The organism is Neorhizobium sp. SHOUNA12A (assembly GCF_023006505.1).
GTDB lineage: Bacteria > Pseudomonadota > Alphaproteobacteria > Rhizobiales > Rhizobiaceae > Neorhizobium.
In genome coordinates this window covers 1-17,132 of sequence record NZ_JALBGV010000105.1, presented here as the reverse complement: position 1 = coordinate 17,132, position 17,132 = coordinate 1, and the positions used below count along the sequence as shown (strand labels likewise).

17 protein-coding genes are annotated in these 17,132 nt (G+C 62.4%); 9 read left to right on the top strand and 8 right to left on the bottom strand.

Features of this window, described 5'->3' with window-relative positions; all coding sequences use genetic code 11:
* Nucleotides 1–140: 140 nt before the first annotated feature.
* A complete protein-coding gene (locus MOV63_RS28690; protein ID WP_247038994.1) occupies nucleotides 141–1,337 on the bottom strand; it encodes a multidrug effflux MFS transporter in 1,197 nt (398 codons plus the stop codon).
* A gap of 1 nt (nucleotide 1,338) precedes the next feature.
* The gene (locus MOV63_RS28685; protein ID WP_247038992.1) at nucleotides 1,339–1,803 is read right to left on the bottom strand and encodes a MarR family winged helix-turn-helix transcriptional regulator; all 465 of its coding nucleotides are present in this window, start codon (nucleotides 1,801–1,803) and stop codon (nucleotides 1,339–1,341) included.
* Nucleotides 1,804–1,955: 152 nt separating this feature from the next.
* On the opposite strand from MOV63_RS28685, the gene MOV63_RS28680 reads away from it, so the two are divergent.
* Entirely contained in the window at nucleotides 1,956–2,597 is a 642-nt protein-coding gene (locus MOV63_RS28680; protein WP_247038990.1) for a LysE family translocator, read from the top strand.
* A 17-nt stretch (nucleotides 2,598–2,614) separates the two neighbouring features.
* Here the strand turns inward: MOV63_RS28680 and MOV63_RS28675 are convergent, their stop codons facing one another.
* Nucleotides 2,615–3,037, bottom strand: a complete 423-nt coding sequence (locus tag MOV63_RS28675) for a hypothetical protein (protein ID WP_038546579.1) — start codon at nucleotides 3,035–3,037, stop codon at nucleotides 2,615–2,617.
* Nucleotides 3,038–3,223: 186 nt separating this feature from the next.
* Here MOV63_RS28675 and MOV63_RS28670 point away from each other — a divergent pair, with 186 nt between their 5' ends.
* The 7 genes from MOV63_RS28670 (at nucleotide 3,224) to ppa (ending at nucleotide 12,552) form a co-directional block, all read left to right on the top strand.
* Complete coding sequence (locus tag MOV63_RS28670; protein ID WP_247038988.1) at nucleotides 3,224–5,314, top strand: M3 family metallopeptidase; 2,091 nt, start codon at nucleotides 3,224–3,226, stop codon at nucleotides 5,312–5,314.
* A gap of 148 nt (nucleotides 5,315–5,462) precedes the next feature.
* A complete protein-coding gene (locus tag MOV63_RS28665; RefSeq protein WP_247038986.1) occupies nucleotides 5,463–6,578 on the top strand; it encodes an ABC transporter ATP-binding protein in 1,116 nt (371 codons plus the stop codon).
* Complete coding sequence (locus tag MOV63_RS28660) at nucleotides 6,571–7,530, top strand: ABC transporter substrate-binding protein (protein ID WP_247038984.1); 960 nt, start codon at nucleotides 6,571–6,573, stop codon at nucleotides 7,528–7,530. The genes MOV63_RS28665 and MOV63_RS28660 overlap by 8 nt, the downstream gene beginning before the upstream one ends.
* A gap of 11 nt (nucleotides 7,531–7,541) precedes the next feature.
* A complete protein-coding gene (locus tag MOV63_RS28655) occupies nucleotides 7,542–9,221 on the top strand; it encodes an iron ABC transporter permease (RefSeq protein WP_247038982.1) in 1,680 nt (559 codons plus the stop codon).
* A gap of 115 nt (nucleotides 9,222–9,336) precedes the next feature.
* A complete protein-coding gene (typA, locus tag MOV63_RS28650; protein ID WP_247038981.1) occupies nucleotides 9,337–11,160 on the top strand; it encodes a translational GTPase TypA in 1,824 nt (607 codons plus the stop codon).
* Between the two features lie 204 nt (nucleotides 11,161–11,364).
* Entirely contained in the window at nucleotides 11,365–11,871 is a 507-nt protein-coding gene (locus MOV63_RS28645; RefSeq protein ID WP_038590844.1) for a GNAT family N-acetyltransferase, read from the top strand.
* A gap of 147 nt (nucleotides 11,872–12,018) precedes the next feature.
* Nucleotides 12,019–12,552, top strand: coding sequence for an inorganic diphosphatase (gene ppa / locus MOV63_RS28640; RefSeq protein WP_038546562.1), 534 nt, complete (start codon nucleotides 12,019–12,021; stop codon nucleotides 12,550–12,552).
* A gap of 4 nt (nucleotides 12,553–12,556) precedes the next feature.
* Here the strand turns inward: ppa and MOV63_RS28635 are convergent, their stop codons facing one another.
* Both MOV63_RS28635 and MOV63_RS28630 read right to left on the bottom strand, forming a co-directional pair.
* Nucleotides 12,557–12,871 (bottom strand): DUF167 domain-containing protein, encoded by a 315-nt coding sequence (locus MOV63_RS28635; protein WP_247038979.1) that lies wholly within the window; start codon nucleotides 12,869–12,871, stop codon nucleotides 12,557–12,559.
* Entirely contained in the window at nucleotides 12,868–13,158 is a 291-nt protein-coding gene (locus MOV63_RS28630) for a YggT family protein (protein WP_247038977.1), read from the bottom strand. Before MOV63_RS28630 ends, MOV63_RS28635 begins: the two co-directional genes overlap by 4 nt.
* 141 nt (nucleotides 13,159–13,299) lie before the next feature.
* Here MOV63_RS28630 and MOV63_RS28625 point away from each other — a divergent pair, with 141 nt between their 5' ends.
* Nucleotides 13,300–14,559 carry an MFS transporter gene (locus tag MOV63_RS28625; RefSeq protein ID WP_247038976.1) on the top strand — a complete coding sequence of 420 codons (1,260 nt, stop codon included), beginning with the start codon at nucleotides 13,300–13,302 and terminating at the stop codon, nucleotides 14,557–14,559.
* Between the two features lie 74 nt (nucleotides 14,560–14,633).
* On the opposite strand, the gene MOV63_RS28620 is transcribed toward MOV63_RS28625, so the two are convergent.
* The 3 genes from MOV63_RS28620 to MOV63_RS28610 all read right to left on the bottom strand — a co-directional run.
* On the bottom strand, nucleotides 14,634–15,113 hold the full coding sequence (locus MOV63_RS28620; RefSeq protein WP_247038974.1) for a TerB family tellurite resistance protein: 480 nt from the start codon (nucleotides 15,111–15,113) through the stop codon (nucleotides 14,634–14,636).
* A 22-nt stretch (nucleotides 15,114–15,135) separates the two neighbouring features.
* Nucleotides 15,136–16,770 (bottom strand): heme biosynthesis protein HemY, encoded by a 1,635-nt coding sequence (locus tag MOV63_RS28615; protein ID WP_247038972.1) that lies wholly within the window; start codon nucleotides 16,768–16,770, stop codon nucleotides 15,136–15,138.
* 15 nt (nucleotides 16,771–16,785) lie between these two features.
* Nucleotides 16,786–17,132: COG4223 family protein (locus MOV63_RS28610; protein WP_405029395.1), on the bottom strand; the 347-nt coding region annotated here is incomplete at its 5' end.

Here is a 17,132-nt window from a genome sequence, read left to right as displayed (position 1 = left end):
CCCTCGAGCGTCACCATCTCAAGAGCCGTCTGGCAAGGGGCAGGTTTCTTCAACATGTCCCAATGAATCACAAACCCCCGGACCACGCCAGGGGTTTGTCAGCAGTCTGACCCGCCTGCCCGAAAGGGAGGCGGGTTTTTTCATGCCCTGCGGCTGGCGATCCGGAAGCCGATGTAACCGAGCACGGCGATCAGATGCATGGCGGGAATGACGATGCCGAAGGCCGGTAGTGGCGAGCCGATCGAGGCGGCGGCGACGCCGCCCACGAAGCCGGCGCCCATCTGGATGAAGCCCATCATCGCGGACGCCGACCCGGCAATATGTGGGAAGGGGATGAGGCCTGCCGCGGTCATGTAGGGCGATACGAAGGCGATCCCGAAGGCGCACATGGCAACCGGCACCATGACCGACAGAAAGGATGGCGGCAGATAGTGGATAGAAAGGGCCATGACGAGGCCGCCGCTGCCGCTGAAAATCAGTCCAACCAGGGGCGCCCGTTCGGCCGGCAACCATCTCGAGATAACGCGCAGGCAGACCGAACCCATCAGGAAGAAACCGGATTGCATCAGCATGCTCATGCCGAACTGGATCGGCGTCAGCCCGACCTTCTCGATCAGGATGAACGGCAACACGGCCGCCTGGGCGTACATGGATCCCACAGCGCCGGCGAGAACGACCGCGGTAAACAGGAAGCGCGGCAAGGTGATGATTTCCGCATAGGCCTGGACGAGCCGCAGCGGCTTCAGCCGACTGCGATCGGGGACCGTAGTTTCCTTCAGACAGACGGTCGACAGGAAGACCAGCAGGGCGCCGAAGCCGACCATCAGCAGGAATACCGATCGCCAGCCGAACGCGGCCAGGGCGAGGCCGCCGACCGTCGGGCCGAGAGACGGCCCGATCGCCAGGATGATGCCCATCGTGTTGATGATCCGGGCAGCGTCGCCGCCGTTGAACTGGTCGCGGACAATGGCGCGCGACACGGTGATGCCGACCGAAGCGCCGATACCCTGGATCAGGCGGCCGGCGAGCACCCATTCGACCGTGGGAGCAAAGGCGGCAAGCAGAGAACCGGCCAGATAGATCAGAAGAAAACTCAGCGAGGCGGTCTTGCGACCGAAGGCGTCGGAGACGGGGCCGGCAACCAGCTGGGCCAGCGCGAACCCGGCAAAATAGAGCGACAGCGACATCTTGATCGCTGCCTCCGTGGTCGAAAAGGCATGCACCAGCTCCGGCATGGCCGGCGTGTAGATCGCCATCGAGATCGGTCCGATTGCCGTCAGGAGCGCGCCGATGATTGTGGTTCGGCGCTCGCTCATCCGAGCGGGGACAGGCGGCATGTTATCGGCTTTCATCGAATGCGGTCTGGAGCATGACGGAGGGGGCTACGGCCTGGAGGTTGGCGTTGAATGCGGCCAATGCCTCGCGCAGGATGCGGCTGTTTTCCTCGCTCAAGCCTTCGGTCGCCTGAGCAAGGATGGCGTTCAGTTCGTGGCGGATCGAGCCGATCATCTCGTCGGAGGTCTTGGTGAGATTGATCCGCTTGACGCGCCGGTCAGCAGAGCATTGCTGCCTTTCGACCAATCCGAGCGCCTCCAGCTTGTCGAGATAGGCGCAGAGCGTCATCGGCTCGACGCCCATGCGGGCAGCGATGTCGAGCTGGCGGCTGCCGTCGACGGTCGCGATGTTCAGGAGCGCCCGCGCCTCGCCGGGCGTCAGTCCGAGGCCGGCCTCGGCGATGCGGCGCTCGAAGACGGCACGCAGCAATCGGGCACTGTCGGCGATCAGAAATCCCAAACTGTCCATGCCCTCTTCGGCACCTTTCGCCTTTATATGCAAATTTGTAAGGTACCCTTACTATCTTTCGGGTGTGAGGCAAACGGAAAACGGGGTTCGGTTGCATTGACACCAGCGAAACCTGCGGCGAGATTGTCGCAGCCTTCGGACGGAGCCTCTCCATGTCATCATCGCTGCTTGCCGGCGCCTTTTTCGCGGCGCTCGCCTATACGCTCATTCCCGGCCCGGCATTCCTGGCGCTGCTCGGCATCGGTGCCGGACAGGGAAGGCAGGCCGGCGCCTTCTTCATGGGCGGTCACCTGGCGGGAGACATCCTCTGGTCCGGGCTGGCGCTGGTGGCGATCATCGGCGCCAAGACGGTCGGCACCACAGTCTTCGACATACTCGGGGTATTCTGCGGTCTCTATCTTGGCTGGATCGGCTGGAGCGCATTGCGGGCTAAGCCGAAGGAGAATGGCGGCGCTCTGGTGACGGTCGAAAAGCCGCTGCGGCGCGGGCTGATCTTCGGGTTGACCAACCCCAAAGGTTATCCGGTGGCGCTGGCAACCTTCACGGCACTGCTGGCGAGTTCAGCCGATGCGCTGGATTTCAGCGCGTTGCCGGTGCTTCTCGCCGTGTCACTGATCGGGTTTCTGACGGCCGATCTGGTGCTGATCGGGATTATCGGGGCCGGCGTGGTTCGGCGGTTCTATCGGAAGCATGAAAGGGTGATCGTCCGGCTTTCCGGCCTGCTGTTCATCGGTTTTGCGATGCAGGCGCTCTGGCATTCGGCACCAGGCCTGTTCGGCTACCGGCGTGCCTGAGCGACGACGCCTTCCGATCAGACTTCGATGAAGGCCATCACCGCGCGAAGGACATTGGCGCGGGGCGTATCGCCAAGCGACATGGCGATTTCAAGCTGATTGCGGTAGTAATCGTGGAAATTGAAGCCGGTTTCGTCGGTGACCTGCGACAGGTCCATCAACTGTCCCTGAGCATCGACGGCGTGCGTTGGAAGTTCTTCGGACAGCGTGATGTAAGTGTCCTGGTCGATCCTGCCCGCCTGATAGTTTTCAAGCGCGAGCGCACGCAGATCCCGCGGGGTGATCGCCGAAAAATCGATCGGCGATTCATCCGTGTCGGGCACCTGAAAGGTGATCTGGCTCTGCCGACTTCCATGCTCGGATGACTTCTCGACTTTATTGTTTCGAGAATGGTCTCTTTGCAGTAAGTTGGTAGACCAGCGCAAGGAACTGATTTCCATGGCTATATCCTGATTCATCGGATACTGGCCAAAAGTACCTTTGATTACTGCACTGCGTCAAATGGTTAATAACCGTTAATTGTTATGTATGATTTCTTGCCGGAAATCGAAAATGGACAGGCGCATACCCATTCCCGCCGGCTTCTCCTATATGAATGGCGATGCATCGTTAGGAAGGATATCTGCATGTCTTCTAATCTTCTGGTGAACCCCGCTCTCGTGGACTGGAACGGCCATCACGGCCTGCCGCGTTTCGATCAGGTGAAAGACGAGGACTTCGCTCCCGGCTTCGAGTCGGCACTTGGCATCCACGAAGCGGAGATCGAGGCGATCGCCAAGAATCCGGAAGAGCCGACCTTCACCAATACCATCGTTGCGCTGGAGACCGCGGGCGACGAGCTATCGCGCGTTTCGTCGCTGTTCTGGGGCAAGGCCGGCGCGCATACCAACGAGAATATTCAGGCGCTCGAGCGCGAGATCGCGCCAAAAATGTCGCGCCATTATTCGAAGATAGGCATGAATGCGGCGCTGTTTTCCCGCATCGACAGGCTTTGGGAGAAGCGCAAGGAGCTGGGCCTGACGCTTGAGGAAGAGCGCGTGCTGGAACGTCACTGGAAGGGCTTCGTCAAGGCCGGTGCCAAGCTTGCCAAGGCTGAGCAGGAGCGGCTTGCCGATATCAACGAAAAGCTTGCCGGGCTCGGCGCCAAGTTTGGTCAGAACGTGCTCGGTGACGAGAAGAGCTGGTCGCTGAAATTGTCGGGCGAGGCCGAGCTGGACGGCCTGCCGGCCTTCCTGCGCGATGCCATGGCGTCCGCTGCCCGTGAGCGCGGCGAGACGGACGGCTATATGGTGACGCTGTCACGCTCGATCATCGAACCGTTCCTGACCTTCTCGACCCGACGGGACCTGCGCGAACAGGCATTCAAGGCATGGGCTGCGCGCGGACAAAATGGCGGCGAGACCGACAATCTCGGGATCGTGCGCGAAACGCTGGCGCTGCGGGCGGAAAAGGCAAAGCTGCTCGGATACGAGAATTTTGCGGCCTACAAGCTCGACAATACGATGGCGAAGACCGCAGACGCGGTGAATTCCCTGCTCCGCAAGGTCTGGGACAAGGCGCGCTCCAAGGCGCTGGAGGAAGAGGCGAGCCTTGGCGGGCTGATCGCCGAGGAAGGCAAGAACCATGAGGTCATGCCCTGGGACTGGCGGCATTACGCCGAGAAGCTGCGCCAGCGGACCTTCGATTTTTCCGAAACCGAGCTAAAGCCCTATCTGCAGCTGGAAAAGATCATCGAGGCCTGCTTCGACGTCGCCGAGCGCCTGTTCGGTATCAAGGCGGTCGAAGTGAAGGGTGTGGCGGCCTATCATCCGGATGTACGGGTGTTCGAAGTCCGCGACAGGGATGGTTCGCTGAAGGCGCTGTTCCTCGGCGATTATTTCGCCCGCTCCTCGAAGCGCTCCGGCGCATGGATGAACTCCCTCCAGTCGCAGCATAAGCTGCCGCTGAAGAACGGTGCGACAGGCGAGCTGCCGATCATCTACAACGTCTGCAATTTCGCCAAGCCCGCCGAAGGCAAGCCGGCCTTGTTGTCGATCGACGACGCCCGCACGCTGTTCCACGAATTCGGCCACGCGCTGCACGGCATGCTGTCGGATGTAACCTATCCGTCGGTCTCCGGCACCGGCGTGTCGCGCGATTTCGTCGAACTGCCGTCGCAGCTCTACGAGCACTGGCTGACCGTGCCGGAAATCCTCGAAAAATACGCCGTGCATCACGAGACCGGAAAGCCGATGCCGAAGGCGCTGCTCGACAAGGTGCTGGCGGCGCGCACGTTCAACGCCGGGTTTGCGACGGTGGAGTTCACCTCCTCGGCGCTGGTCGACATGGCATTCCACACCCGCGGAGCGGTCGAGGATCCGATGGTGGTGCAGAAGGAAGTACTCGACGAACTCGGCATGCCGGCCTCGATCGTCATGCGCCACGCGACGCCGCATTTCCAGCATGTGTTTTCGGGTGACGGCTATTCGGCCGGCTACTATTCCTACATGTGGTCGGAAGTGCTCGATGCGGACGCCTTCTCCGCCTTCGAGGAAACCGGCAATGCCTTCGATCCGGTCATGGCCCGCAAGCTCAAGAATAACATCTATTCGGTCGGCGGCTCTATCGACCCGGAAGAGACCTACAAGGCCTTCCGCGGCAAGCTGCCCGACCCGCAGGCGATGTTGAAGAAAAAGGGCCTCGCGATGGTCGAGGAGCTGTCCGGCAGCGACGCCTGAGCGCGTCGTGATCCTGGTCCCAGGGGGTGCGGCATGCCGGTGATTCACCAATCGTCGGCCTGTCATCCGGCTGTCATAAAACCGTAACACCATTGTCATGGAACCTTAATAGGAAACCGGCATCGCCTCCAACCGATGCCGGTTCCCCATGACCTTTCAGCCCCCAGCGACACATGCCGCCGTCTCGACGGCCGGGGTGGAATTGCATTACGGCGCGACGCCGGTTCTCAAGGGCATCGATATCTCGCTTTCGAAAGGCAAGACGCTTGCTTTGCTCGGCCCCTCCGGCTGCGGAAAGACCACGCTTCTGCGCCTCGTCGCCGGATTGCTGGCGCCGACCAAGGGTTCGATCGCCATTGCCGGCCAAGTGGTTGCCGATGCCGCGACTCATACTTTCGCGCCGCCCGAAAAGCGCAATCTCGGCATGGTCTTTCAGGATTACGCGCTCTGGCCGCATCTGACAGTGGGCGGCAATGTTTCCTTTCCGCTCGAGATGCGTGGCCTCGGCAAGGCCGAATGCCAGTCTCGCACGATGCGGGCGCTGGAGCGTGTCGGTCTGGGTGCCTATGCGGACCGCCGTCCAAGCGATCTGTCCGGCGGCCAGCAGCAGCGCGTGGCGATCGCCCGCGCCATCGTCGCCGAACCGCAGCTCATCCTTTTCGACGAGCCGCTTTCCAACCTCGACCGGGAACTGCGCGAAAACATGGTCGGCGAACTTGCCGAGCTGATCGCAACGCTCGGCCTGACCGCCATCTACGTCACGCACGATCATGCGGAAGCGCTGACGCTCGCCGACGACGTCGCGGTCATGCGCGGCGGGCTGATCGAACAGCTCGCATCCCCCGACCAGCTGATCGATAAGCCGGCGACGCCTGAAGTGGCGGATTTCCTGCGCCTCGGCGGCATCGCCGATCTCGACTATCGCGACGGGCTGTGGGTCTTCAAGGGCAGCGACGTGGCGCTGCTGCGGGATGCCGCCGTTGCCGGCACGAGCGCCCGCGTGCTCATCCCGGTCGGCGCGATCTCGATCGGCGATATCGGGCCGGGGCTGCTTGCGGCAACCGTGCGGCGTTCGCAGTTTCGCGGCGACGGGCATCTGGCGACTGTTTCGCTGGTCGGCCCCGCCCATGTCGAGTTGCAGGTTCTCAGCCGTGTCAAGCTTCGACCGGGCGATGGTGTCGGCCTTTCGATCGACACCGACCAGATACGCTGGTTTTCGCCCAAAATTCATTCGTCCAAAAGGGAGACTTTGGAACATGTTTAAGTCATTGAAGAGCATTACCTTCGGCCTCGTTGCCGCAGCACTTATGGCCGGCGTCGCGCATGCCGACGTCACCGTCTACACCGCCGGTCCCCAGAGCCTGATCGACAAGCTGTCTGCCGGCTTCACCAAGCAGACCGGCATCAAGGTCAACGTCTTCCAGGCGACGACCGGCAAGGTCATGGCCCGTATCGAAGCCGAAGCTGCAAACCCGGTCGTCGACGTTCTGGTTTCGGCTTCCTGGGATACCGCAACCGATTTCGCCAAGCGCGGCTGGCTCGTCAAGTATTCGAGCCCCAACGCTGCCAAGGTTCCGGACTTCCTGAAGACGGAAGGTGCCGTAGCCCAGGGCATCTCGGCTCTCGGGATTGCCTGGAACACCAAGAGCGGCACGCCGAAGCCGACCGAATGGGCCAACCTGACAAGCAAGGAATACAAGGACCTCGTCAACATTCCGGATCCGGCGCAGTCCGGCTCGTCGTTCGAACTGACCGCCGCTCTCGCCGGCCAGGACAGTTTCAAGCTCTTCAACGACCTGAAGGCCAATGGCGCGATCATCGCCGGCGCCAATGCCGACGCCCTGAACCCGGTCCTGCAGGGTGCCAAGGCTGCCGTCTTCGGCGCCGTCGATTACATCACGCTCGCTGCCAAGGCGAAGGGTGAATCGATCGACGTGATCTTCCCGGCTTCCGGCACGGTCATCGCACCGCGCCCGGCGATGATCCTCAACTGGTCCAAGAACCAGGACGACGCCAAGAAGTTCATCGACTACATGCTATCAGACGAAGGCCAGAAGGCCGTTGCCGACGAAATGCTGATGCCGGCCCGCACCGATATCCCGGCTAACCGTCCGCTGATCAGCGACCTGAAGCTGCTGAAGTACGATACCGCCACCGTCTACGGCAAGCGCAAGGAAACGCTGGCCGAGATTACCAAGATCTACGGCGGCAAGTAAGGAACAGGCGCATGAAGGCGAACGGCATCGGCGGCGCGGCTCCGGCCGCCTGGCTCGCGATCGCGGGACTGATCCTCGTCGTCGCCATTCCCTTCATCGCCGTGGTGCTGCAGGGCATCTTCCCCAATCTTGGACAGGGCTCGTTCGCGGGCCCTTTCTCCTCTCTTTTCTCGACGCTTGCCGATAGCGCGCTGATCGGCATGGCCGGCAATACGCTGCTGCTCGGCTTCTGCGTGGTGCTCGCCTCGGCCGTGGTCGCTGTGCCGCTCGGCGTGTTCCGAGCGCTCTACCGCATTCCCTACGCGCCGTTCTGGGACGTGGTTCTGCTCGTTCCCTTCATGATCCCGCCCTATATCGCGACGCTCGGCTGGATCATGACGCTGCAGCCCCGCGGTTATCTGCAGCAGCTGGTCGGCTTCAATCTCGCCCCCTTCCTGTTCTCGCTGTTCGGCATGACGCTGGTCATGGCCTTCAACACCTTTCCGGTCGTTTATTTCGCGGTGTCGCGCACGGTGGAAGCCGTTGGCTCCCGTTACGCCGATGTCGGCCGCGTCTTCGGTGCGACGCCGGCGCGGGCTTTCTGGCGGATCACGCTGCCGTTGTCGGCTCCCGGCCTTGCCGCCAGCCTGATGCTGGTTTTCGCAGCCGCCATCGAGGAATACGGCACGCCGGCAGCACTCGGCCGCCGCGCCGGGTTCCAGGTGCTGGTGACCGGCATCGACCTTCGCATCACCGACTGGCCGATCGATCTTCCAGGCGCTGCGATCCTGTCGCTGCTTTTGGTCGGCATGTCGCTCGTGACCTTCCTTCTGCAGCGCTGGATCCTGGCGCGGCGCTCCTACCAGACGGTGGGCGGCAAGCCGAGCGCCAAGGACAAGCGACCGCTCGGCGCCCTGAAGGTGCCTGTGATGATCGCCTTCTCGGTCGTGGCGTTCCTGGCGACGGGCGTGCCGCTACTGGCGATCCTGGCGACGGCGCTGTCGCGGACGATTTCCGGCGGACTGGCGCTCGGCAATCTCAGCCTCAACAATTTCATCGCCGTCTTCAGCAACAGCGCCGGCGCGGTGGGGGCACTGGTCAACAGTTTCTCGCTCGGCGTCGCCACGGCCCTGATCACCGGGCTGATCGGCGTGACGGCCGCCTATACGGTGGTCAAGACGCGGATGCGCGGCCGTATGACGATCGACATCATGACCATCCTGCCGAACGCACTGCCTGGCATTGTCGTGGCGGTCGGGCTGATCCTTGCCTGGAACATGCCCTGGCTGCCGGCGACGCCCTACAACACCGCCTTTATCCTGCTGCTTGCCTATTGTTGCATCCTGCTGCCGCAGCCTGTACGCTATACCACGGCGGCCTTCCAGCAGATCGGCGATAATCTGGAGGCAGCGGCCCGCGTGTTCGGTGCCAGCAGCATCACGGCCTTCCGGCGCATCCTGCTGCCGCTGGTCTTTCCAAGCCTTGCATCGGCCATGCTGCTGGTGTTTGCGCTCGCTTCCCGCGAGCTGGTCGCCTCCGTCGTCGTCGCCCCGGTCGGCATGCAGACGATCGCCACATTCATCTGGCGGCAGTTCGAACAGGGGTCGATCGGTCTCGGCATGGCCATGGCCTTCATCGCGATCGTGATTACCACCCTGCTGCCGCTCCTCCTGCTGACGCTGTTGAGGCGCAGCGGGCTGGTGGCGGAATAGCCGTCAACCATCATCGCGCTCACCCCTTTCGCAAATGCGAAAAACAGGGTATGAGGCCGCAAAACGAATTGGGTGCCGCCTCCCGTCGCCGCGCCAAAGCTCAGAGATTCAAAACATGAAAATGCGCAATATCGCGATTATCGCACACGTTGACCATGGGAAGACCACCCTCGTTGACGAACTTCTGAAGCAGTCCGGCTCGTTCCGCGACAACCAGCGCACCACCGAGCGCATGATGGACAGCAACGATCTCGAAAAAGAACGCGGCATTACCATTCTTGCCAAGGCGACCTCGATCGAGTGGAAGGGCGTCCGCGTCAACATCGTCGACACGCCCGGCCACGCCGACTTCGGCGGCGAAGTCGAGCGCATTCTCTCGATGGTGGACGGCGCGATCGTTCTCGTCGATTCGTCCGAAGGCCCAATGCCGCAGACCAAGTTCGTGGTCGGCAAGGCGCTGAAGGTCGGCCTTCGCCCGATCGTCGCGATCAACAAGATCGACCGCCCGGACGGCCGCCACGAAGAAGTCATCAACGAAGTCTTCGACCTGTTCGCCAATCTCGACGCCACCGACGAACAGCTCGATTTCCCGATCCTTTACGGTTCCGGCCGCGATGGCTGGATGAACGTCAATCCGGAAGGCCCGAAGGACCAGGGTCTCGCCCCGCTTCTCGATCTGGTGCTGAAGCACGTTCCCGAGCCGAGCGTCGGCGAAGAAGACGGCGCGTTCCGCATGATCGGCACGCTGCTCGAAGCCAACCCCTTCCTCGGCCGTATTATCACCGGCCGTATCCATTCCGGCTCGATCAAGCCGAACCAGGCCGTCAAGGTTCTGAGCCAGGACGGCAAGACGGTCGAAACCGGCCGTATCTCCAAGATCCTTGCGTTCCGCGGCATCGAACGTACGCCGATCGAGGAAGCCCATGCGGGCGATATCGTCGCGATCGCCGGCCTCTCCAAGGGCACGGTCGCCGACACGTTCTGCGATCCCTCGGTCACCGAGGCGCTGCACGCACAGCCGATCGACCCGCCGACCGTCACCATGTCCTTCCTCGTCAACGACTCACCCCTGGCCGGCACCGAAGGCGACAAGGTCACCTCCCGCGTCATCCGCGACCGCCTGTTCAAGGAAGCCGAAGGCAATGTCGCGCTGAAGATCGAGGAATCGGACGGCAAGGATTCGTTCTTCGTGTCCGGCCGTGGCGAATTGCAGCTCGCCGTGCTGATCGAAACCATGCGCCGCGAAGGCTTCGAGCTTGCCGTGTCGCGTCCGCGCGTCGTCATGCACAAGTCCGAGGACGGCACGCTGATGGAGCCGATCGAGGAAGTCGTCATCGACGTCGATGAAGAACATTCCGGCGTCGTCGTGCAGAAGATGTCCGAGCGCAAGGCCGAAATGGCCGAGCTGCGTCCGTCCGGCGGCAGCCGCGTCCGCCTGGTATTCTTCGCGCCGACCCGCGGCCTGATCGGCTACCAGTCGGAACTTCTGACCGATACCCGCGGCACGGCGATCATGAACCGCCTGTTCCACGACTATCAGCCCTACAAGGGTGAAATCGGCGGCCGCACCAACGGCGTGCTCTTGTCCAACCAGGCCGGCGAAGCCGTCGCCTATGCGATGTTCAACCTGGAAGACCGCGGCCCGATGATCATCGAGCCGGGCGAGAAGGTCTATGCCGGCATGATCATCGGCATTCACAGCAGAGACAACGACCTCGAGGTCAATGTCCTCAAGGGCAAACAGCTGACCAACATCCGCTCTGCCGGCAAGGACGAAGCCGTCCGTCTGACCCCGCCGATCCGCATGACGCTCGACCGCGCTCTCTCCTGGATCCAGGACGACGAGCTGATGGAAGTGACGCCGAAGAACATCCGTCTGCGCAAGACCTATCTCGATGCCAACGACCGCAAGCGCTTCGGCAAGGCGAAGATCGCCTGATTTCGACAGCATGCTCTGAGCCTTTCAAAACCCCGGCAGAAATGCCGGGGTTTTTTCTGTGCCTACGGCCTGCCCGGCCTTGTCGCAAAGGTTAAAAACACGTTAACGTTGCCGCGTTGTCCACATGAGAAGTCTGTGGGCAATCCGCTCTACACACATTGGTGGAATGGCGGATTGCCGACATCAGGGCCTAGAGTAAACGTTATGAAGACGTTATCGATCGATGTCCGGCGGGCCGAACCGCAAGACGCCCGCGCCATTTCCGAGGCGCATCGCCAGGCATGGACCCAGGCCTATGCAGGCCTCATTCCCTACAAGCCGCTGACCCAGATGCTGGAGCGCCGGGGCGAGACCTGGTGGCGCAAGGCGACGCGCGGTCCGGCCACGCTGCTGGTGCTCGACGTCGCCGACCAGGTCGCCGGTTATGCGACGATCGGCCTCAATCGCGCCCGTGCCCTGCCTTACGACGGCGAGGTCTACGAGATCTATCTGCGTCCGGAATTCCAGGGCATCGGCCTTGGCCGCCGCCTGTTCGGCGAAAGCCGCCGGCTCCTGAAGTCACTCGGCTGCGAAGGCCTGGTCGTCTGGTGCCTTGAGGACAGCGAGCATGCGGCGCGTTTCTTCCGCCGGCACGGCGGCGTGGATCTCGCCGAAGGCATGGAAGATTTCGGCGGCACGCAGCTTCGCAAGATCGGTTTTGTCTGGCCTTGAACGGTCAGGCTTGAAGACCTTGAATTTAAACGCTCTCTAATGTTTCGGCGCGCAGCGTGGTTCAATATTGGCGTCAAAGCCTTGTTGCCTTGCAGCATGATTCCCGCTATCGACGCTTAACTTTGTCGAACCTCATCGGGGACTAGAATGCGTATCGATGCAATTTCCGTTGGCAAGAATCCGCCTGAAGACGTCAACGTCATCGTTGAAGTGCCGGTCGGCGGCCAGCCGATCAAGTACGAAATGGACAAGGAAGCCGGCGCTCTTGTCGTCGATCGCTTCCTCTACACGCCGATGACCTATCCGGGCAATTACGGCTTCGTACCGCATACGCTCTCGGAAGACGGCGACCCAATCGACGTCCTTATCTGCAACACACGTCCGCTGGTTCCCGGCTGCGTCATCAACGTGCGCCCGATCGGCGTGATGATCATGGAAGATGATGGCGGCAAGGACGAGAAGATCATTGCCGTGCCGGTTCCGAAGCTGACCCAGCGCTACGACAAGATCAAGAACTACACGGATATGCCCGAGATCACGCTGAAGCAGATCGAGCATTTCTTCGAGCACTACAAGGATCTGGAGCCCGGCAAGTGGGTGAAGATCGGCGGGTGGCAGAATGTCGACGTGGCCAAGACGCTGATCATCGAAGCCATCGAGCGCTACAAGGCAAGCAAGTAAGCCGTCAGGCTTTCAGGAATTTTTTGAATTTCTCTTCCAAGTCTTCCGGGTCGCCATCGATCCGGAGGACTTTTTTGCGCGCGGTTTCGCCCGACAGGATCGAAATGGAGGATTTGGGGAGACGGAACGTATCGGCCAGCAGCAGGATCAGCGCCTTGTTGGCCTTGCCGTCCTCCGGCACGACGGTGACGCGTGCCTTCAGGAAGACCTCGCCATCGGCGGCGGTCTCCAGGCCCTCGACAGCATTGCGGCCCGAATTCGGCGTGAGCCGGATTGCGAGCCGCAGATGATCGGAATGCCTGCTAAAAGGACCGCTCACGCAAACAGCGGATAGATCGACGTCCACATCAGCGAGCGGATGAAGAAGATGATCAGCAGCAGGACGACTGGCGAAATGTCGATGCCGCCGAGATTCGGCATGATGCGGCGGATGGGGCGCAGCACCGGTTCGGTGACGTTGAAGAGGAAACGACCGACCGCATCGACGAACTGGTTTCGCGAATTGATGACGTTGAAGGCAAAGAGCCAGGAAAAGATGGCGCTGGCAATCAGCACCCAGGTATAGAGGTTCAAGGCCAAATCGATGGTCTGAAACAGGGCGAGCATTAACGTCTCCATTTCTTTGTTGACAGACATGTAGACATTGGCGAACTAACGGGCAAGTGCCGCGCCCGTGCCTCATCCGATTCATGTTTAACGGGCGACAGGCACGCTGCCGGCTTCCGGCTCCGCTGAAAGTGCTGCCTTATGTCCATTCCCGCCTCGGGCGATCGTTTCGCCGCCTTCCGGCACTCATCCTATACTCGCTTCTTCTTTTCCCGGCTTTTCTCGGCTTTCGCGATCCAGATGATCAGCGTCGCAGTCGGCTGGCAGATGTACGACGAGACCAGCAATCCGCTCTATCTCGGTCTGATCGGGCTTTTCCAGTTCCTGCCGTCGCTGCTCCTGATCCTCGTCACCGGCTCGGTCGCCGACCGCTATAACCGGCGCGCGATCGTGGCGGCCTGCATGGTGGTCGGAGCGCTCTGCGCCAGTGCCCTGCTGGCACTCACCGTCACGCATTCGTTTTCGCCCTGGCCGGTGTTCGGCATCCTGATCGTGTTCGGGATCGAGCGCGCCTTCATGGGGCCGGCGGTGCAGTCGCTCGGGCCGAACCTGGTGCCGGAACAGGATCTGCCGAATGCGGTCGCCTGGAACTCCTCGTCATGGCAGACGGCGGCGATCCTCGGTCCGGTCGCCGGCGGTCTCCTGTACGGCGTCAGTGCGATCGCTGCCTATTCGGTCGCCTTCGCCTTTCTCATCCTCGCCGCCATTCTGGTATTCATGATCCCGAAGCCTACGCAGCGCAACGCCGTGGAGAAGGTGAGCTGGGGCCAGATTCTCGCCGGCTTCCACTTCATCTCGCAGGAAAAGATCGTCCTCGGGGCGATCTCGCTCGATCTCTTCGCGGTGCTTCTCGGCGGCGCGGTGGCGCTGATGCCGATCTTTGCGCGCGATATTCTCGAGCTTGGACCCTGGGGCCTCGGCATGCTGCGGGCTGCACCCGGCGTCGGCGCGATCATCGTCGCGATCTACCTCGCCTTCTACCCGATCCGCCACCATGCCGGCGTGGCAATGTTCATCGGTGTCGGGCTGTTCGGAGCGGGCACGCTGGTCTTCGGTCTCTCGGCGACGCCCTGGCTGTCGATTTCGGCGCTGATGCTGATGGGCGCGTCCGACATGATCTCTGTCTATGTGCGCGAGACGCTGATCGCGCTCTGGACGCCGGACGAAGTGCGTGGCCGGGTCAATGCAGTCAACATGGTGTTCGTCGGCGCGTCCAACGAACTCGGGGAATTCCGGGCAGGTACGATGGCCTCGATCTTCGGGGCGATGCCGGCCGTGGTCATCGGCGGTGTCGGCACGCTGGCGGTCGCGATCATCTGGTCCATGAGTTTCCCGAAGCTGCGCCGGATCGACAGCCTCGAAGCACCGGAGCGGGAAGAGAAATCGGCTCAGCCGGCCTGAACCGCCGCCTGACGGCGCAGCATGGCGACTATCTGAAGCGTCGTGGCTGATGGAAGCATCGGCATCGGGTGCCGTCAGTCTTCTCCCCGGTCTCCCAAGGTTGCACGGGCGGCGGCCTGCTGGCGCTCCAGAACCCTGTCGCGTGCCGAGACGCCCAGAAGATCGGCGATCCTCCAGATCACGTGGTCTTCGATCTCGCTGCGCTGACCATCGGCATAAACGATATCCCAGAGGATGCCGAGCAGCTCGACGCGGTCCTCTTCGTTGACGAGATGTTTTCTAAGATCGGACGTGAAGCGGTAATAATCGACCGCCTCGCTGCCGGCCTGGTGGCCGACCTCGATCAAGGTCTTCAAGCGATCCTCGCTCAAGTCGTAACGTTCGCGCAGCAGATCGCGAAACTTCTGCTGTTCCTGATCGGAAATATTGCCGTCCGCCTCCATGACCTGGAAACAGAGCGCCACGAACGCCACCCGCGGATCATCGGGCGCGAATTCCTGTGTATGGTGGGACCCTGTCAGAGTGTGGAGGAAGGCCTGAATGCGATCTAACATCTATCTCCAGGCCCTCGCCATTCTAGAACAACCGGAGCCTCGTTGCAGGCTGCCCGGCATCGGGATCTTTCACACCCGGATCATCCGGCGGGCGGCCGAAAAAGGGAACTGGCTCCTCCCTATTTTTAGGGGTTTTTCCGTCCTTTGACGTCACATTCGCAGGCGCTGGTGTTTTTGCTGCAACAGCTAACTCCTTCGGAGCCGGCTTTGCCTCCTGCGGAACGGGCTTAACCGGAACCACGATCGGCCGCGGCGCTTCCTCGGCGCGAGACTCGGCCTTCGGGGTGAAAGCCGGCACCTCGGTGACGGGCGGCAGGCTGGCGATCGCCGTGTCGGCTGCAAGCGAACCTTCCTCGACCGGGCCTTCGAGCTGGTCGAACGGAGCCTTCCACTCGAAGGCGTCGAGCCTGCCGGTGACCGGGGAGAGCGGCAGCCACTTTTCCGAGACGTGTCCGTCGGCCACCCAGGCCGGGTCGCGGGGTGCTCGCAGCGCCTGCGCCATCCAGTGCCGGACGCGGCCCTGATCGCCGGTCTCGGCCTCCTCGATATCGGCGATCAGCAGGTAGACGGCCTCGCGGGGCTCCATGCGGGCGGCTGCCTCCGCCTTGGCGCGGGCCTTCCTGAACTCCTGCGCGTCGAGCGCCGCCTGGGCGACGGCCAGCAGCGATTCGACATTGTTGGGTCGCATCGCTTCGAGCTTTTCGGCGCGTTTCAGCCGGTCGACGGTGCTGTCGCCACTGCGGGCACGGATATAGGCGCGGGCGATTTCCGGATGGGGCCCGAGCTTCCAGACTCCTTCGAGGACCGATGCGGCCTTGCGGACATTGTCCTCACGCAGCCAGGCCTTGGCGGCGATGACGGCGGCGGGCACGAGATCCTTGGCGAGCTTCAAGGCCGCCATGGCGTCGTCGCGGGCGCCCTTCGGATCGCCTTCCAGCCGGTCATTTGCCTTGGCCGTCAGGAGTACGGCCTTCCAGCGTTCGGCCTTCGGCTTTTCGAGGATATTGGCCATGCGCTGCTGGTCGAGCAGGCGGATAGCATCGTCCCAGCGACCGGACTGACTGCGGGATTCGAGCGTCGCCTGGGCGGCCCAGGGCAGGTAGGGCGCGTGTTCGACGGCCTTCTCCGCATATTGGCGAGCGGCCTCGTTGGCGCCGAGCCGGCGTGCTTCCATGTAGAGGCCGCGCAGGCCGAGTTCCCGGGTTTCCGGATCCTCGGCCATCTGCTCGAATTTCTTGCGCGCTTCGTCGTGCTTGCCTTCGATGAGGGCGGCCTGGGCTTCGAGGAGATGGATCAGCGGCTCCTGGTCGGCGCTGATCAGCCCGCGGGTGCGAAGACTCATCTTGCGGGCGAGCAGAGCATTGCCGGCGCCGGCGGCGATCAGGCCGGTCGACAGCGCCTGATAGCCGCGGTCCCGCTTGCGGGCGCGAAAATAACGGCGGACGGAATAGGGCGAGGTCCAGATCACCCCCACGATCCACCAGAGGATCATGGCAAAGCCGACCAGCGCGACCACGGCGGTGGCGGCCACCATCAGGCTGGTTTCGATCAGGTGGTCCTGCCAGGTGATGGAAATCAGGCCGGGGCGATCCGCGAGCCAGGAGAAACCCCAGCCGAGAGCCAGCACCACAACGAGAAAAATGAAAAGTCTGACCATCCGGTTCTTCCGTCCTCAGCCTTGGGTGCCGGCGACGGCACGCGTCAGCGTTCCGCCCACGAGATTTTCCACCTGAATGCGGGCATCGAGCTTCTGCTTGAAATCGCGCGAAACGGCTTTTGCCGGTTCTGGTAGCGCGTCCCATTCGCGAGCGGAGGCCTGGAGATTGCCGTTGCGCAGCGCCTCTTCCATGCGGGCGACGATCGCATCCGGCGTCGCGCCCTGGACGTCGCCGACGCGGCGGACCTTGACCACCGACATGGCGGAGGCAAGCAGCCGGCCGGCAATGCCCTGGTTGGGATCGGGCTGGGCGGTCGCTTCCAGCATGGCATCGGCAATGCGGGCGAAGTCACGCTGCAGCT

Bases quoted from the DNA above. Each gene is read 5' to 3' on its own strand.
- MOV63_RS28690 (WP_247038994.1), bottom strand. From the start codon at position 1,337: ATGCCGCCTGTCCCCGCTCGGATGAGCGAGCGCCGAACCACAATCATC.
- MOV63_RS28685 (WP_247038992.1), bottom strand. From the start codon at position 1,803: ATGGACAGTTTGGGATTTCTGATCGCCGACAGTGCCCGATTGCTGCGT.
- MOV63_RS28680 (WP_247038990.1), top strand. From the start codon at position 1,956: ATGTCATCATCGCTGCTTGCCGGCGCCTTTTTCGCGGCGCTCGCCTAT.
- MOV63_RS28675 (WP_038546579.1), bottom strand. From the start codon at position 3,037: ATGGAAATCAGTTCCTTGCGCTGGTCTACCAACTTACTGCAAAGAGAC.
- MOV63_RS28670 (WP_247038988.1), top strand. From the start codon at position 3,224: ATGTCTTCTAATCTTCTGGTGAACCCCGCTCTCGTGGACTGGAACGGC.
- MOV63_RS28665 (WP_247038986.1), top strand. From the start codon at position 5,463: ATGACCTTTCAGCCCCCAGCGACACATGCCGCCGTCTCGACGGCCGGG.
- MOV63_RS28660 (WP_247038984.1), top strand. From the start codon at position 6,571: ATGTTTAAGTCATTGAAGAGCATTACCTTCGGCCTCGTTGCCGCAGCA.
- MOV63_RS28655 (WP_247038982.1), top strand. From the start codon at position 7,542: ATGAAGGCGAACGGCATCGGCGGCGCGGCTCCGGCCGCCTGGCTCGCG.
- typA (WP_247038981.1), top strand. From the start codon at position 9,337: ATGAAAATGCGCAATATCGCGATTATCGCACACGTTGACCATGGGAAG.
- MOV63_RS28645 (WP_038590844.1), top strand. From the start codon at position 11,365: ATGAAGACGTTATCGATCGATGTCCGGCGGGCCGAACCGCAAGACGCC.
- ppa (WP_038546562.1), top strand. From the start codon at position 12,019: ATGCGTATCGATGCAATTTCCGTTGGCAAGAATCCGCCTGAAGACGTC.
- MOV63_RS28630 (WP_247038977.1), bottom strand. From the start codon at position 13,158: ATGCTCGCCCTGTTTCAGACCATCGATTTGGCCTTGAACCTCTATACC.
- MOV63_RS28625 (WP_247038976.1), top strand. From the start codon at position 13,300: ATGTCCATTCCCGCCTCGGGCGATCGTTTCGCCGCCTTCCGGCACTCA.
- MOV63_RS28620 (WP_247038974.1), bottom strand. From the start codon at position 15,113: ATGTTAGATCGCATTCAGGCCTTCCTCCACACTCTGACAGGGTCCCAC.
- MOV63_RS28615 (WP_247038972.1), bottom strand. From the start codon at position 16,770: ATGGTCAGACTTTTCATTTTTCTCGTTGTGGTGCTGGCTCTCGGCTGG.